Here is a 17,618-nt window from a genome sequence, read left to right on the forward strand (position 1 = left end):
TATGCTGAATCTTTATGGACGACAATTCTCTTCCCGTCTTCTATTAGGTACAGCGCAATATCCTTCACCAGCAATCCTTCGTGATGCTATTCATAAATCGAATACGGAAATTGTAACTGTTTCCTTGCGCCGTGAAACTGCAGGTGGAAAACAAGGTGGACAATTTTGGAAATTTCTTCAAGAACTTGGGGTAACAGTGCTTCCTAATACTGCTGGTTGTTATACTGTTAAAGAGGCCGTAACCACAGCGCAATTAGCAAGAGATCTTTTTAAAACAGCTTGGATTAAACTCGAAATTATCGGTAATTCAGACACCTTACAGCCAAATATTTTTTCCTTAATCGAAGCTGCTCAAATTTTAAACAATGAAGGTTTCAAAATTTTTGCCTATACAACGGATGATCTCATTGTTGCTGAAAAACTTTTCGACATTGGTTGCCGTGTTATTATGCCTTGGTGTGCTCCTATTGGTTCTGCCAAAGGACCTCATAATACTGATGGATTGCGTTCTATCCGTGCTTACCTTCCTGATGCTACTCTTGTTATTGATGCCGGCATTGGACGCCCATCACATGCCGCCATTGCGATGGAACTGGGTTATGATGCGGTCCTTCTTAATACCGCAGTTGCTAAAGCAGCTGATCCTGTTTTGATGGCTGAAGCATTTTCTAAAGCTGTTCAAGCAGGACGTATGGGATATAAAGCTGGCATGATCGAAGCACGCAATGTAGCAGTCCCTTCAACACCAATCATTGGAAAAGCGGTATTTTCATGAAACTGGATCCATTTTACCTCATCGTTGATAACGCTGATTGGATTGAACGTTTGCTTCCTCTTGGTATCAAGCTCGTACAATTGCGTATGAAACATGAAAATCAACAACTAATCCGTCAACATATCAAGCGTGCAAAAAACATATGCAATAAATTGGGAGCACAATTAATTATTAATGATCATTGGGAAATAGCAATTGATGAAAAGTGTAATTTTATTCATCTGGGACAAGAAGACCTAAGCAATGCTGATCTTCATGCAATTCGTAAAAGTGGTATAAAAGTTGGTCTTAGTACACATGATGAACATGAATTGGATATCGCACTCTCTGCTAATCCTGAGTATATTGCACTTGGTCCTATTTATCCGACAATCTTAAAAAAAATGAAATGGATGCCGCAAGGACTAGAAAAAATCAAACAATGGAGAAAGCGGATTGGTGCTTTACCTTTGGTGGGTATTGGTGGTTTAACACCAGAACGCGCAGTGGGTGTTTTAAAAGCAGGAGCAAATAGTGCTGCTGTTGTGACTGATATTATCCTCCATAAAAAACCAGAAGAGCGTGTACAGCAGTGGATAAAAGTGACACAAACATGGCGTTGATACCTTCTATTCTTATTGTTGCGGGCACTGATCCAACAGGAGGTGCTGGTATTGTTCGTGATATAGAAACCTCTGCACATTTTCAAATAAAAGCAAATTTAGCAATTACTTGTGTTAACGTACAAGATGATAATCGCGTTGTCGAAATCATTGCAATGCGTGGAGACCTCGTCGCTGCGCAAATGCGTGCTGCCCTAGAAGCAAATCCAATAAGCGCAATAAAAATCGGTATGACGGGGACAAAAGCAATTATAGCAGCAATCTGTAACGTACTCAAAGACTATCCCCATGTTCCAGTTATTTGGGACCCTGTACTTGTCGCTTCATCAGGAGGAAAACTAATAACGGAAACAATCATCGACACGATGATCAATAAACTGCTTCCTCATGTTGATCTTTTAACACCGAATAGAGAAGAACTCGCTCTTCTTAGCCAAAGTCCATTGGCATCTCATGATAAGCAAGCAATACAACAAGCAAAAAAACTTTTGTCATTGGGAGCTCGCTCTATTTTAGTAAAAGGGGGACATGCGGAGGGTCCTCTTGCAATTGATAGCTTCATTGACAAAACTGAAGTCATAAATATCTCTACTCCACGTTTAAAAGGAACAATGCGAGGAACAGGTTGCATTCTCTCAAGCGCTATTGCAGCGCATTTAGCATTAAATGAACCTCTCATTTCAGCTGTAAAAAAAGCAAAAGAATATATCCACACATTGCTTTTAACCCATTGTAAAAATAGTTTATAATGTCTTAGTATTTTTCTCATATAAAAGTAATATTTATATATTCATTAATATATTTATTTTTTAATAAAAATTATTTAAAAAATATAATAATAAAAATTTATACTTTATTTTATAAATAAAATACTACAAAATTCACTTTCATTAAGTATTAAATATAGAATATAATGATAAAAAATATTATCACACCACTTGCATTCAGTAAAAAATTCTTTTAGTATGAGTGAGTTTAGTCTGTTTAAAAAGTTGAAATAACGCAATTTAAACAAATTATACATTTAAAGATGCATATAATCGCGAACATTCGCATTTTACGATTTGCCTTTTTTGTGAAAAGAGAGAATCCTATCAGCGTTCTTATACATTAATGGCTAGCGAATACATTTAATAAAACTTGAAGGATAATTTTGTTTGATCTATAATCGCTAGATCATTAGAAAAAATAAAATGTTAAATCAAACACCATGCTCAATTTCCTATGAAGAACTCTTAAACTTTTATAAAGAAAGTGGTGCGGATGCCGTTCTGACAGATTTTCCTATTGATCGTTTTAAGCAGTCTGCTTGTTCAGAGAGAAAATTAATATCTGTCGTGAACATTTCTCATAATCAACAAGCATCTCCCAAAACATCTCCAACCGTAAAATTAGATCATCATCAGCTGCATAACTCTAGGACTATACAAAATGAATCCACAGCTATAGAGAGTGCAAAAAATGCAAAGACACTTGATGAATTAAAATCTGCTCTCCTTGCATTTAATGGCTGTTCATTAAAATTGACAGCAAAAAATACCTGTTTTTCAGATGGAACAGCAGGAAGCCCCCTGATGCTTATAGGCGAAGCACCAGGACGAGACGAGGATATACAAGGAATTCCTTTTGTGGGAAAAGCCGGGATGTTGCTTAATAAAATCCTCGCATCAATTGGCTTAACAAGAAATAATGTTTACATTGCCAACACTATTCCTTGGCGTCCGCCAGGAAATCGTACACCAACACCAAGAGAAGTTGCCTTGTGCCGCCCTTTTATTGAACGGCACATTTATTTAGCGCGTCCTCGTGTTCTTATAGCACTAGGAGGCGTTGCTGCACAGTTTCTTACTGGATCTCAAAATGGGATTATCCGAACAAGAGGGAAATGGCATATCTATGAAAGCGAGGATAATATAAAAATACCTGTTATGCCAACTTTCCACCCAGCTTACCTTCTTAGAACCCCTAGTCAAAAGAAGCTTACATGGATAGACTTCTTAGAAGTAAAAAATCGCCTCGACAGCCTTTTGTAATTCTTTAATCCTATATTGCTTCTAAAATTAACACACCCTTCTTTAACTCTTAAAATACAAATGGGAAAAAACTATGAAACAGCCAATAACATCTATTTATCGTTTGGAAGACTACCAACCAACCCCTTACGTTATCCCTAAAACACAACTTTCTTTCCAATTAGCACCGACAAAAACCTATGTTACAGCCATATTGTCTATTGAATCCCGTCACGATACAAAAGAATTAACACCTCTTGTTCTTTCTGGTGATGATCTTACTTTAATTTCCGTTTCTATTAATGATGAGATATTAGCCCCAAACACTTATAAAGTGACGGCTTCACGTTTAGAAATTACAACGCCACCAACGGTTCCTTTTACATTGAAATTGGTTACGGAACTGAATCCTGAAAGCAACCGCCAACTTATGGGGCTTTATCTTTCAAATGGTGTTTATTGCTCACAATGCGAATCGGAAGGTTTTCGTCGTATTACTTATTTTTACGACCGCCCAGATGTTCTTTCTACCTATAGAGTGAAAATTGAAGCAGATACCCAAACAATCCCAATCTTGCTTTCAAATGGTAATCTGGTGGAAACAGGAACTTTAGAAAATAATCGCCATTTTGCCATTTGGGAAGATCCTTATCCCAAACCATCTTATCTCTTTGCTTTAGTAGGTGGAGATCTTGATAAGTTAGAAGACCATTTTACAACTGTATCTGGACGACGTATCGAGCTTGGTATCTATGTAGAAAAAGGAAAAACCGAACGCGCAACCTATGCAATGGATGCTCTTAAACGTTCCATGCGTTGGGATGAACAATGTTTTGGGCGCGAATATGATCTTGATGTTTTCAATATTGTTGCTGTTTCCGACTTTAATATGGGAGCAATGGAAAACAAAGGCCTTAACGTTTTTAATGATAAATATGTTCTTGTCGATCCTGAAACAGCAACCGATCAGGATTATAGAAATGTTGAACGTGTCATTGCACATGAATATTTTCATAATTGGAGCGGTAATCGTGTTACCTGTCGCGATTGGTTTCAACTCTGTTTAAAAGAAGGATTCACTGTTTATCGTGATCAGGAATTTTCATCAGATCAAAATGTACGCAGCCTACAGCGAATTGAAAATGTAAAAGCATTAAAAGCGACGCAATTTGCAGAAGATGCAGGACCTCTTGCGCATCCTGTGCGTCCTCGTCAATATAGCCAAATTAATAATTTTTACACAACAACTGTTTATGAAAAAGGTGCTGAAGTTGTTCGCATGATACGGACTATTTTAGGTCCTACTCTTTTTCGTAAAGGCACTGATCTTTATTTTCAACGTCATGATGGACAAGCTTGTACAATTGAAGATTTTATTACCTGTTTTGCTGAAGTGTCTGGTCAAGACTTCTCCCAATTCATGCTATGGTATGAACAGGCAGGAACACCCAATGTAGAAATCGATAGTCATTATAGCGATGGTGTTTTAACAATTCATGCAAAGCAACATATTCCCGCAACCCCACAACAAAATACAAAAAAGCCTATGCTTATCCCTATCGTATTTGGCTTGTTAGGACCTAACGGAGAAAACCTCACCTATGAAGCAGATACAAATATTCAATCAGATGTTATGCTTTTATCCAAGGAAAGCCAAACCTTTACATTAAAGGGACTGCGTGAAAAACCCGTTTTATCACTGCTGCGAGACTTTTCAGCACCAATCATTCTACACACTCCATTCAATGAAAGAGAACTTATTTTTCTTGCACAACATGATGACAATCACATCAATCGCTGGCAATCTCTTAATCATTTAATGACGCAAGCTTTGATTCAAAGCATTCAAGATAAAACACAAGAAAAAGCAACACTCCCTTCTGCTTTGCTAAAGCTGATTGAAACGATCATAACAGATGAAACCTTAGAGCCTGAATTTCGTGCCTTCTGTTTAAATTTACCTAGTGAAGTTGAGCTTGCTCATACAATCGGTAAAAATATTGACCCAGATCGTATTCATTATGTCCGCAATCAGTTTTTAGTTTCACTTGCACAAACTCACCAAGAGCTCTTAACAAAACTCTATGGACAAATGCAAACCCAAGAGCCCTATTCACCAAACACTGCACAAGCTGGAAAGCGAGCATTAAAGAATATCATACTGGATTACCTTTCCATTGCTGAAGCCAATCCAAATCGAGCTGCTATACAGTATGCAACAGCTGATAATATGACTGACCGTATGGCGAGTATCGCTGTTCTCGTGAAGCGTTTTAATGAAAATGAGCAGGCACAAAATGCCTTAAATGATTTTGAAAACCGCTATCGGCATGACCCTTTGGTCATGGATAAATGGTTTTCTATTCAAGCAATGGTTGCTGGCACATCAACACTCGAGAATGTTCAAAAGCTCATGCAACATCCGCTTTTTTCACAAGATAATCCTAATCGTGTACGTTCCCTAATCGGTGTTTTTGCCTCTAACAATCTCACGGGCTTTAATAGGATGGATGGAGCGTCTTATCATTTTCTTTGCCAAGTCATTTTGGAAATTGACAAAAAAAATCCACAGCTTGCTTCACGATTATTAACAATGATGCGCTCTTGGCGACAATTAGAACCTATTCGACAACAAAAACTTGAAACTGAATTAAAAATGATTGCTGTTGCGCCAAAATTATCAAGCGATGTTGCTGATATCATTAATCGGCTGCTCACTTAAAACAAAAAAATATTTTTAAATCAATATGCTATAATATTTTTTAAAATAAATTCTATAAACTATTCGATCATCATTAAACCTATAAACAGGCAATCTAAGCCTGTTTATAGGTCACGTTTAAAGTGCTTTTTCCTTTTCATATTCCAAAATCATAAAAGTAAAATTATTTTTTTAAAAAAAAGACTGGACAGAAGACTCCTGTTTTGATTCATTGCACTCGATGGGGTTACTATGAATATCGAAGCAGTTTTTAAATCACATTATTCCAGAATTAAAGGAACGCGAGATGGCTAAATTGGACGCATATAATGCGCCAAGGGAGGTGTATGCTGATTCAAAATCAAGCGCTCAAAGTCGCAAGGAGCGGACAGAGCGTACCAATCTGTTTTTTGGTCTTGCCTATCAAAAACTTCTTTTTATTGAACCTTGGCTGCGACGTTCACTCCCATTTGTAATTCTTGCATTTCTTGTTATGCTAGCAGCAATCCGTTTCCTATCAATCTATGATTGGCGCAACACAATTGATAAAAACACGCGTTCTACCATCACTCTCTTAGCTTCTCATATTACCAATACAATTAATCATGACTTACTGGCTGTTTCTCAGAAAGGAAAAGTCTCTGCCTTGTCTCATAGTCATTTGCAAAATATCCTCACTACTTTTCGTAACAAAGGTTTTATAAAAACCAGCGCTGTTATTGCTATTGTCGATCAAAAAGGCAATGTCCTAGCTTCATCAAGTTCCGAGATTGTCTTAGGAAAACCCTTACAGAATTTTACCTCTGAAAGCATTACTTTACAAGCTCTAGGAAAACATGCTGGAATCATGAAAATTACAATAGGAAAAGATATTCCTGCTCTCGCTTCCTTTCAGCAAACAGAAAATGGACAATATGGGGTATTCACCAGTGAAAAAATGCAACATATTTACATGGAATGGCGGAAAGCTCTCTCGTTAAATATAACCATGTTCATTGGAACTAGTGGCGTTATCCTTGCTCTTCTTTATGCTTATTACAACCAAATTGTACGAGCACGCAAAACAGATCTTGTTTCAGAAAAAATTCAAAACCGTATTGATATGGCAATGATGCGTGGACGCTGTGGACTATGGGATTGGAATATGGCAAGTGGACGCGTCTACTGGTCACGAGCAATGTACGAAATGCTCGGCTATGTCCCTCAAGATGCATTGCTCTCAATTTCCCAAATTAGCGCCATTATCAATCCAAATGATGCGAATTTTTTTGACCTTGCTCAGGAATTAATGAGCGGTAAAAAAAAGCATATCGATATTAACGTTCCTATGCGTCATGCTGATGGTCATTATGTATGGATGCGCATTCGTGCCGAAGTGACTGAAGAAGAAGAACCCCATTTGGTTGGTATTTCCTTCGATATTAGTGAACAGCAACAATTGGCTGAACAAACGGCGCAAGCCGACCTTCGTATCCGTGATGCGATTGAAAACATTTCAGAATCTTTCGTCTTGTGGGATGCTGAAGGACGTTTAGTCATGTCCAACAGCAAATTTTGCGAATATGCCGCTATTCCTAAACAAATTCTCCAATCAGGTATCCAACGTGCAACAGTCGAAGCCATGGCACGCCCTGCACTCAGTGAATATCCCCTTAAAGATGATGGTACTGGTAACTTAACCAGTATTCGCCAAACGGCAGATGGTTGTTGGCTCAAAATTAACGAACGACGAACCCAAGATGGAGGATTGGTTTGTATTGGTACTGACATTTCTGAGCTTAAACAACAACAGGAAAAATTTGAAGACAGTGAAAGGCGTCTTTTTTCTTTCATTCAAGAACTCAAGCGCGCACGAGGGAGTGCTCAACAACGCGCAACAGAAGTTGAAAAACTTAATAAAAGTTTGAAAGCAGAAAAAGAACGCGCCGAAAGTGCTAATAAGGCTAAATCAGAATTTTTAGCCAATATGTCTCATGAATTGCGCACGCCTCTGAATGCTATTCTTGGTTTTTCAGACATCATGTTGCAATCAACTTTTGGCCCTCTTGGCTCACAACGCTATAAGGAATATATGCATGATATTTACAATTCAGGAACCCATCTTCTAACCCTTATCAATGACATTCTTGATATGTCAAAAATCGAAGCAGGAAGATTTACGCTTGATTGTAAAAATACCGATCTTGAGCCCATCATTAGTGAAGCAGTACGAACACTAACGCCCCAAGCTCAAGAAAAAAATATTGTTGTTACAACAAACATTACCCCAGAACTTCATGCTGAAGTTGATGGTCGTGCAATGAAACAGATTTTCCTTAATCTCATCTCTAATGCCGTTAAATTTACGCCTTCTGGCGGAAATATTGATGTCTGCGCTTTCAAGAAAAAAAATAACCTTATTTTTAAAATTACAGATACAGGCGTTGGTATTCCCCAATCAGCAATTAAAAAACTTGGGCAACCTTTTGAACAAGTCGAAAATCAGCTCACTAAATCTCATACGGGCTCAGGTCTTGGATTAGCCATTTCACGCTCCTTGCTAGAACTCCACAAAGGAAAACTTGAAATTACTTCAAAAGAAATGAAAGGAACAACTGTAACGATTATAATGCCCATCACACAAAGTTAAATTTTTCCATTTTGTTCCCGTTGTAGTAAAATCTGTTTCCGTTTTTCCCCCCAACGATACCCTGAAATAAAACCATTTTTACGCACAACACGATGACACGGAATGATAATAGCCAATTCGTTACGTGCACAGGCATGAGCAACGGCACGAAAAGCTTTCGGCATACCAATACGGCATGCTAAGATCTCATATGAAATTGTTTCACCACATGGTATATCACATAATACTGCCCATACTTGTCGTTGAAAAACTGTACCATTTATATCTAAGGGAAAATTATATTTTTTTACCAGCTTAGGTGTTTCTATCATGGCTATAATATGGGCAACTTCTCTCTTAAATGTATTGTCACCTACAACTTGTTGTACATCACCAAAGCGTATCGTAAACTCCTGTAATAATTGCTCTATAGTGTCTCCTAACGCTATATGACAAATCCCTTTTTGAGACCTAGCCACCAAAAGCTTTCCTATTGATACATCTTTCAGACAGAATACTCTCGTTTGGGAAATATTCAGCATTTTAGCCTTCTTTATATTTTAAAAAGTTTTGAACATCATCCATAAAGTAAAGGGAGAGTATTCACTATCTTTTAAAAACAAACAAAATCATTCTGAAATTATCTCCTTAGCCATTGTATTAAATACACTCTCACCTTTTTATGAAATGGAAAGATACATAGATTGACTTTCTTCCTACCCTAAGACGGAAACTTCGACCAGAGCTGATCTATCAACAATCTTGCTTTTTATATAACAGATTCCAACTGAACCCATTTGATATGGTTTATTTCATAAGCTCTCTACAGACAAATCCTGCTCTGAATTCTATCATACACTCTAACAAAAACACCTTAATGTGGTAAATTTTCATACCTTATATCACAACTCTAAACGGCAGTATTTTACGGAACAACACGATAAGCTTCCCATTTTATTTTACGAAATCCCATCGAACCATAAATAATAGCTTATGTTTTACAAGCAACAGAAAAAGCGCGTGCTCTCTTAAGCAAAAAACGTCATAAAACACAAAGAAAGTATGCCGGCAATGGATTGGAAAGATGTTCCGGCTTTTTATGCTCCACAGTATGCTTGAATATTCTAATTTGTTGGAGCACTGTTATTATTTTTTATCAAAGGTCATACTTTTGATAAACTGACGAGATGACTCAACTCAAAAAAGAAATTTATCTTCAATTTTATGAAAAAAAGCATGGAAAAGGTATTTTAATGCTTACTTTCTTTTTCACTTAACTTATAAAATGACGGTAGCCTCAGAACTAAAATATTTTGCCCGCAACAATCACACACAGATATTTGTCATAGGAAAAAGTCATGCCCAAACGCACAGATATAAAATCTATTCTTATCATCGGAGCAGGACCTATTATCATTGGTCAGGCATGTGAATTTGATTATTCAGGCACTCAAGCCTGTAAAGCATTAAAAGAAGAAGGTTACCGAATTATTTTGGTAAATTCTAATCCTGCCACGATTATGACAGATCCAGATCTAGCTGATGCAACTTATATAGAGCCCATTACTCCTGAAATAGTTGCCAAAATTATTGCTCACGAGCGTCCCGATGCCCTTTTGCCCACTATGGGAGGACAAACAGCCCTCAATACTGCTTTATCATTAAAGCGTATGGGTATTCTAGACCGCTATCATGTTGAAATGATAGGAGCCAATGCTGATGCTATTGATAAAGCTGAAGATCGTGCTTTATTCCGCCAAGCGATGGCAAAAATCGGTTTGGAAACGCCACGCTCTATGTTAGCCAATGCAACAGAACTGAAAGAAGAAAATCGCCAACAACACGCAAAAACGTGTGCTGAACTTAAAGCAAAACTTTCTGGTGCTGCGCTTGACAAAGCACTCGAAGAACTTGAGCGCAACTGGCGACATACCGAAGCTGATCGCAAACAACATTATATCGCTCATGCAACAGCAAAAGCAGTTCAAGCTCTTGATGTTGTTGGGCTTCCAGCTATTATTCGTCCTTCATTCACCCTTGGTGGAACTGGTGGTGGAATCGCTTATAACCGCTCTGAATTCTATGAAATTATTGAACGTGGGCTTGAAGCTTCACCAACAACAGAAGTATTAATTGAAGAAAGTGTTTTAGGGTGGAAAGAATATGAGATGGAAGTTGTTCGTGATAAGAACGACAACTGTATCATCGTTTGTTCTATTGAAAACATTGATCCAATGGGGATTCATACCGGTGATTCGATCACTGTAGCACCTGCTCTCACCTTAACCGATAAAGAATATCAATGTATGCGTAATGCTTCGATTGCTGTTTTGCGAGAAATTGGTGTTGAAACGGGGGGATCCAATGTACAGTTTGCTGTCAATCCTGAAAATGGGCGCCTCATTGTTATTGAAATGAATCCGCGTGTTTCTCGCTCTTCAGCGCTTGCCTCAAAAGCAACGGGGTTTCCCATTGCCAAAGTAGCGGCTAAACTGGCTGTTGGTTATACACTTGATGAATTAAAAAATGATATCACGGGTGGTGCAACACCAGCATCATTTGAACCTTCTATTGACTATATTGTGACAAAAATTCCTCGTTTTGCGTTCGAAAAATTTCCCGGTTCATCACCTGTCCTCACAACTGCGATGAAATCTGTAGGAGAAGTCATGGCAATTGGACGCACTTTTCAAGAATCGTTACAAAAAGCACTCCGTGGACTTGAAACAGGGCTTACGGGTCTTGATGAAATTGTGATTCCAGAGCATGCTGAAGGTGATGAAAAAAGTTCTATACGCTCAGCCATTGCCATACCAAGCCCTGATCGTCTACGCTATATTGCTCAAGCCATGCGCACAGGCTTACCCTTAAATGAGATTCACCAAATTAGCAAAATTGATCCGTGGTTTTTAGAACAAATAGCCTCCATCATTGAAATGGAGCAGCGTATCCGCATTCATGGATTACCCCAAGACGCAGATAATTTACGTATGTTAAAAGCTATGGGCTTTTCAGATGCGCGATTAGCCTCCCTTACAGGGAAAGAACCCGATTATATCGCAGCTTTACGTAAATCACTGAATGTTAAACACGTCTTCAAACGGATTGATACTTGTGCCGCTGAATTTTCTTCTCCTACAGCCTATATGTATTCAACATATGAAGTTCCCTTTGCAGGTGTAGAGCACTCGGAAGCACACGTTTCTGAACGCAAAAAAATTGCTATTTTAGGCGGTGGACCAAACCGCATTGGGCAAGGTATTGAATTTGATTACTGTTGCTGCCACGCTGCTTTTGCACTGCGTGATGCAGGATTTGAAGCGATTATGATTAACTGTAATCCTGAAACAGTTTCAACCGACTATGATACCTCTGATCGCCTTTACTTTGAATCTTTAACAACAGAAGACGTTATCGCTATTTTAGAAGCAGAACAGGAAAAAGGAGATTTGGTTGGAGTCATCGTCCAATTTGGCGGACAAACACCCTTGAAATTGGCAAGCGCTCTAGAAAAACACAATATCCCCATCCTAGGTACTTCACCTGACGCTATCGACTTAGCAGAAGATAGAGACCGCTTTCAAAAACTGTTATTTAAACTTAATTTAACACAACCTCAAAATGGTATTGCCCACTCCATTGAACAAGCACGCCTCATTGCCCACGAACTAGGCTTCCCTTTGGTTGTACGTCCCTCTTATGTTTTAGGAGGACGTGCTATGCAAATTATTCGTGATGAACGTAGCTTACAAAATTATTTACTTGAGAGTGTCCCTGAATTAATTTCAGAAGATATCAAAGTCCGTTATCCTAACGACACAACAGGACAAATCAATATATTGCTTGGTAAAAATCCGCTTCTCTTTGATACCTATTTAACAGAAGCAATTGAAGTAGATGTTGATTGTCTATGTGATGGTAACGAAACACTAATCGTTGGTATTATGGAACATATTGAAGAAGCTGGTATCCACTCTGGTGATTCAGCATGTTCTCTACCAGTCCATACGCTCTCAAATAAAATAGTTACTGAATTAGAGCGCCAAACCAAAGCATTAGCACAAGCACTTCATGTTCGCGGCTTAATGAATGTACAATATGCTATAAAAGATGACACCATTTATGTCTTAGAAGTCAATCCCCGTGCTTCACGTACTGTCCCATTTGTTGCAAAAACGATTGGTCGCCCTATTGCTAAAATGGCTGCACGTATTATGGCAGGAGAAACGCTTCATGATGCTCTTGAAGCTTATGGTGGATTACCTTCTTTGCAAAAAAAACAACATATTGCCGTCAAGGAAGCAGTATTTCCTTTTGCTCGTTTTTCAGGTGTTGATACACTTCTTGGTCCAGAAATGCGCTCAACCGGTGAAGTTATGGGACTTGACTATGAATTTTCGCTTGCTTTTGCTAAAGCCCAACTTGGAGCTGGTGTAAAACTCCCTAAAAAGGGAACTTTGTTCGTTTCTGTAAGGGATGAAGATAAAAAACGCATCTTAAATCCTGTAAAACGTTTAACTGAGCTTGGCTTTTCTGTTGTCGCCACAAGTGGAACACAAAAATTTCTCACCGAACACCACGTTGAAGCAAAAAAAATTAACAAAGTTCTAGAGGGACACCCCCATATTGAAGACGCTATTCGTAATCGCCAAATTCAATTGATTTTTAATACAACTAGCACTGCCAGTGCCATCTCAGACTCAAAATCATTACGTTATGCAGCACTCATGCAAAATGTTCCCTATTATACAACAATAGCTGGAGCCGAAGCCGTCGTAGAAGCGATCAAAGCACTCAAAAAAAGGCACCTTGAGGTACGTTCACTACAAAGTTATTTTAGTTGAATTTTTTTCTACTTAGCAAAATATACACTGTTTTCTTATTTTTTCTTTATATAAAAATTGATTAAGACTTGCTTTTTGTTCTAAAAACTTTTATAGAGGTTTCATCGAATTTTCGGTTACGTGACTTTCTTTCCTGTGCAATCTGCACTTTCGACGAAACTTCTCCCACCTAATTTCGATCTACAACCGTATTGAAGAAATGAAAGCTTCAATGCTCAATATAATTATATATTCTAAGGAGTTTCCTATGTCTACAGGAACAGTTAAGTGGTTTAATACAACAAAAGGTTTCGGATTCATTCAGCCTAGCGATGGTAGTGCAGATGTATTTGTACACATTTCTGCCGTCGAGCGTTCAGGTCTAAACAGTCTTAATGAAGGGCAAAAAATCTCTTATGATGTTCTTCAAGATCGTCGTTCAGGAAAATTTGCCGCTGGTAACCTTGCAGCACTTTAAAGTTTAAATTCTGCAATATTTTATTTAGAAATCTTCGTCTGTAAAGACGAAGATTTTTTTATTTTGTATAAAGCATTATTTTACCTTGTTAAAATAAAAGACTGCTTATCTCCTTTGCACAATTTATCAAACCTCTCTTATACTTCCTCAAAAACTTTCATAAAATCTACGAAGAGATTATCTTGTAAAATATCTCAAAAAAGAAGAATATAAAGCCCGTGTAAGAGTATTTTGGAAGTTTTTTATTGCATACAATATAATCTCTTATAGAATATCCTTAAAGCAATAACCATTTGTTGATATAATATAAGGATTTAAAATTATGGCTTTTATTGCCGACAAACTGTCTCGTATCAAACCTTCTGCAACAATTGCTGCTTCTCAAAAGGCCCGCCATTTAAAAGCATTAGGGCGCAATGTTATTGCTTTAAGTGCTGGAGAGCCAGACTTTGATACCCCAGACAACATCAAAAACGCGGCTATTGAAGCTATTCGAAGGGGAGAAACAAAATACCCTCCCATATCAGGAATTCCAGAATTGCGCCAAGCAATTTCTGCAAAGTTTAAAAGAGAAAATAATCTTCTTTACCAACCAGAACAAATTATTGTTGGTACCGGTGGAAAACAAATTCTCTTTAATGCATTCATGGCAACTTTGAATAAAGGAGATGAGGTCATCATTCCATCCCCTTATTGGGTTAGTTATCCAGAAATGGTCGCACTCAACGATGGTACGCCTGTCTTTTTAGAAACAAAAGCCGAATTTTCTTATAAACTCCAACCACAAGAGCTAGAAGCTGCCATTACCCCCAAAACCAAATGGTTCATCTTTAACTCTCCTTCAAATCCATCAGGTGCCGCTTATACACATAATGAATTGAAAAAACTTACAGATGTTTTAGTAAAATATCCTCATGTTTATATCCTTTCCGATGATATATATGAACATCTCACATATGAGGGTTTTACCTTTGTGACTCCAGCTCAAGTAGAACCAGCGCTTTATGAGCGTACACTCACAATGAATGGTGTTTCTAAAGCCTATGCGATGACGGGATGGAGAATCGGTTATGCAGGCGGACCACAAGAACTCATTAAAGCCATGGATACCATTCAAGGACAGCAAACATCTGGAACAAGTGTCATTTCACAATGGGCTGCGGTTGAAGCACTCAACGGGCCACAAGACTTTATTGCTAAAAATAAAAGTATTTTTCAAGCACGCCGTGATCTCGTTGTCTCCATGCTAAATCAAGCTCCTGGCATTCACTGTCCAACGCCTGAGGGTGCTTTTTATGTTTATCCTTCTTGCACCGGACTTATTGGAAAGAAAACACCCAATGGTCAACGTATTACGAATGATGAAGACTTTGCCATAGCGCTTCTAGAAACAGAAGCTGTTGCTGTCGTCCAAGGATCTGCTTTTGGACTTGGATCAACTTTTCGTATTTCTTATGCAACATCAGAAGAATTACTTGAAAAAGCTTGTATACGTATACAGCGTTTTTGCAACAGTTTAATTTAAAATTTTTAATATCATCTCTTGTGATTGTTTTTTGCCGAATGTTAGTATATCCGAGAAAATATCTGAAACTGTGTCATGGTCTAAATCTATCGATTCAGCAAAAATATCTATGAATAAACACAAAAATAGATGCTGTAGATAAAGATCAAAAAAATTTAGCTATCAAATAAATGAATCGGTCTATTATCATAAGAGATGACAAGCCTATTCTACTTTCTCCATTCAATTTATAACTCTAAAAAAGACCGAGCACTTTTAAACACAATTGCCCTTATAATCAAAGGCCCTTACAATAAAATCTCTTCTATTTCTCAGCTTCTTCTTCGTCCTAAAACGAAGAAGAAGCCACCTCCCATCGTTGTGTAAGCAATCCAGTTTCCTTTAAGTTCTATTTAATAACTACTTGATTTACTTCATAGGCTTTATGAACAAGACCTGCCTTAAATATTCACCTCACATTCTAATAAAAAGCACTTCATGTATAAGGTTTTAAATATTTTATATCACACCCCTAAAAGACAGACTTTTACAGTACAATAGAATATCCCCTCTCAAACTCCTCATTGAATTTTAGTATTCTTAAAAAAATTGTTGGATATCCACCAGTTTCGAAATTTTTTCTTTATCATCTTCCCATATATTGCAATTTCTAGGGACTCTTTCAAAAATTAAAAAAAAAGCCGGACATATGTCCGGCAAATTTGGAAAATCCTCAGAGATAAAATCAATCTGATAGATCTTCGTAAGGGAACACTCAAGAAAACGAAACTGGGAGGCAACATAATCAAGAGATAGTATTCTATGTCATTTTATAAGGAAAAGCACAATAAAGACTTAAGCGTATCTGCTATGCAATAAACACATAGCTTTAAATTTGTCTCCATCATGTACCACTCTCTTTAATTAAATAGTAAAAATGTTAACTACACCATCACACGATTGTCCATTTTTCAATATATAATAACCCTCACGGTTGCTAGTATTCATAAAAAACATTTATCCCTCTTTTCAAAAATATTTACCCGTACGGACTCCCTCCACTTTTAATGTGCAACAAATAATTTTAATTGATTCAATATAGGCAAATTTGAAACGAAAGAATATTACGGGAGTCTCAAGTTGCAAAACAGCTAATTATTCCTTATAAATTAAGATATTAATATTAAAAAGACCACTGGCGAGCTTTTAAAAAAATATAATCTCGAAAAGCATTTAACCTTGCCAAATTCTTTAAATTATAAGGATAACAAAAAAAAGTATCAAAAGAAGGAATATCAACCATATCAGGAAAAAGACGCACTAAATGCTCATCATTATTGACGATATAATCAGGAAGCACAGCAATCCCAAGATCACGCATAAGCGCATTCTTTATTGAGATGATATTGTTGATTTGTAAAACTGAAACGCGCAATGATCCATCACTTCTACCAGCCTTTTCCAACCAATTTAAACCAGACAAATAAGGTGGAACAGGTTCACCGAACGAAATAATACGATGCTCATCGAGATCAGACAATTTTTCCGGCTTTCCATAATTTGCAATATACTTTTCCGAAGCATAGACATGCATATGAATTGTAAAGAGTTTTCTTTGTATAAGATCAGGTTGTTTGGGTTGATGTAAGCGAACAGCACAATCCGCATGACACATTGTCAAATCAAGCTCTTCATCGGAAAGCAAAAGCTGAACCTGCATATCAGGATAAAGACTAAGAAATTCTGGCATACGCTCTGCAATCCACCCTGCCCCCATTCCAAAGGTCGAGGTCACACGCAAGTGCCCCGTTGGTTTTGCATAGCTTTCACTTAATTGCAAACGCACACTTTCAAGCTTCATCAAAACATCATGAGCTGTACGATAAAGAGTTTCTCCCTGTTCTGTAAGAATCAAACCACGCGCATGACGTTGAAATAAGGATACCCCAACCTCTTGTTCTAAAGCCGAAACCTGTCGTGAAACGGCTGATTGAGATAAATGAAGTTTTTGAGCAGCATGCGTAAAAGATCCCGCTTCTGCTGCAGCGTGAAAAACCCTTAACTTATCCCAATCCAACGGTGGCGCCACAATTAATTCTACCTCTATATTCTCTA

11 protein-coding genes are annotated in these 17,618 nt (G+C 37.7%); 9 read left to right on the forward strand and 2 right to left on the reverse strand.

What is annotated here, in order from left to right:
• The first annotated feature begins 1 nt into the window (after window position 1).
• The 6 genes from ACFIK4_RS01645 (at window position 2) to ACFIK4_RS01670 (ending at window position 8,719) form a co-directional block, all read left to right on the forward strand.
• Window positions 2–775 carry a thiazole synthase gene (locus ACFIK4_RS01645; protein WP_375611200.1) on the forward strand — a complete coding sequence of 258 codons (774 nt, stop codon included), beginning with the start codon at window positions 2–4 and terminating at the stop codon, window positions 773–775.
• Window positions 772–1,377: a thiamine phosphate synthase gene (locus tag ACFIK4_RS01650; protein ID WP_375674706.1), complete on the forward strand. Its 606-nt coding sequence runs from the start codon at window positions 772–774 to the stop codon at window positions 1,375–1,377. The genes ACFIK4_RS01645 and ACFIK4_RS01650 overlap by 4 nt, the downstream gene beginning before the upstream one ends.
• Window positions 1,368–2,126 (forward strand): hydroxymethylpyrimidine/phosphomethylpyrimidine kinase, encoded by a 759-nt coding sequence (locus tag ACFIK4_RS01655; RefSeq protein ID WP_375674727.1) that lies wholly within the window; start codon window positions 1,368–1,370, stop codon window positions 2,124–2,126. The genes ACFIK4_RS01650 and ACFIK4_RS01655 overlap by 10 nt, the downstream gene beginning before the upstream one ends.
• Before the next feature lie 444 nt (window positions 2,127–2,570).
• Window positions 2,571–3,410: a uracil-DNA glycosylase family protein gene (locus tag ACFIK4_RS01660; RefSeq protein ID WP_375674708.1), complete on the forward strand. Its 840-nt coding sequence runs from the start codon at window positions 2,571–2,573 to the stop codon at window positions 3,408–3,410.
• Between the two features lie 73 nt (window positions 3,411–3,483).
• On the forward strand, window positions 3,484–6,111 hold the full coding sequence (pepN, locus tag ACFIK4_RS01665) for an aminopeptidase N (RefSeq protein ID WP_375674710.1): 2,628 nt from the start codon (window positions 3,484–3,486) through the stop codon (window positions 6,109–6,111).
• A gap of 286 nt (window positions 6,112–6,397) precedes the next feature.
• On the forward strand, window positions 6,398–8,719 hold the full coding sequence (locus tag ACFIK4_RS01670) for an ATP-binding protein (RefSeq protein ID WP_375674712.1): 2,322 nt from the start codon (window positions 6,398–6,400) through the stop codon (window positions 8,717–8,719).
• Here the strand turns inward: ACFIK4_RS01670 and ACFIK4_RS01675 are convergent.
• A complete protein-coding gene (locus ACFIK4_RS01675) occupies window positions 8,716–9,240 on the reverse strand; it encodes a methylated-DNA--[protein]-cysteine S-methyltransferase (protein ID WP_375611196.1) in 525 nt (174 codons plus the stop codon). The two genes, ACFIK4_RS01670 and ACFIK4_RS01675, sit on opposite strands and share 4 nt — an antisense overlap.
• Before the next feature lie 816 nt (window positions 9,241–10,056).
• Here ACFIK4_RS01675 and carB point away from each other — a divergent pair.
• The 3 genes from carB to ACFIK4_RS01690 all read left to right on the forward strand — a co-directional run bounded on the left by carB (window position 10,057) and on the right by ACFIK4_RS01690 (window position 15,524).
• Entirely contained in the window at window positions 10,057–13,542 is a 3,486-nt protein-coding gene (carB, locus tag ACFIK4_RS01680; protein WP_375628664.1) for a carbamoyl-phosphate synthase large subunit, read from the forward strand.
• Window positions 13,543–13,789: 247 nt separating this feature from the next.
• Entirely contained in the window at window positions 13,790–13,999 is a 210-nt protein-coding gene (locus ACFIK4_RS01685; RefSeq protein WP_012754908.1) for a cold-shock protein, read from the forward strand.
• 322 nt (window positions 14,000–14,321) lie between these two features.
• Window positions 14,322–15,524 (forward strand): pyridoxal phosphate-dependent aminotransferase, encoded by a 1,203-nt coding sequence (locus ACFIK4_RS01690; RefSeq protein WP_375612967.1) that lies wholly within the window; start codon window positions 14,322–14,324, stop codon window positions 15,522–15,524.
• A gap of 1,162 nt (window positions 15,525–16,686) precedes the next feature.
• Here the strand turns inward: ACFIK4_RS01690 and ACFIK4_RS01695 are convergent.
• Window positions 16,687–17,592, reverse strand: coding sequence for a LysR family transcriptional regulator (locus ACFIK4_RS01695; RefSeq protein ID WP_273791217.1), 906 nt, complete (start codon window positions 17,590–17,592; stop codon window positions 16,687–16,689).
• Window positions 17,593–17,618: the final 26 nt, after the last annotated feature.

This window comes from Bartonella sp. AP9QHHD (assembly GCF_042195625.1).
Lineage (GTDB): Bacteria > Pseudomonadota > Alphaproteobacteria > Rhizobiales > Rhizobiaceae > Bartonella.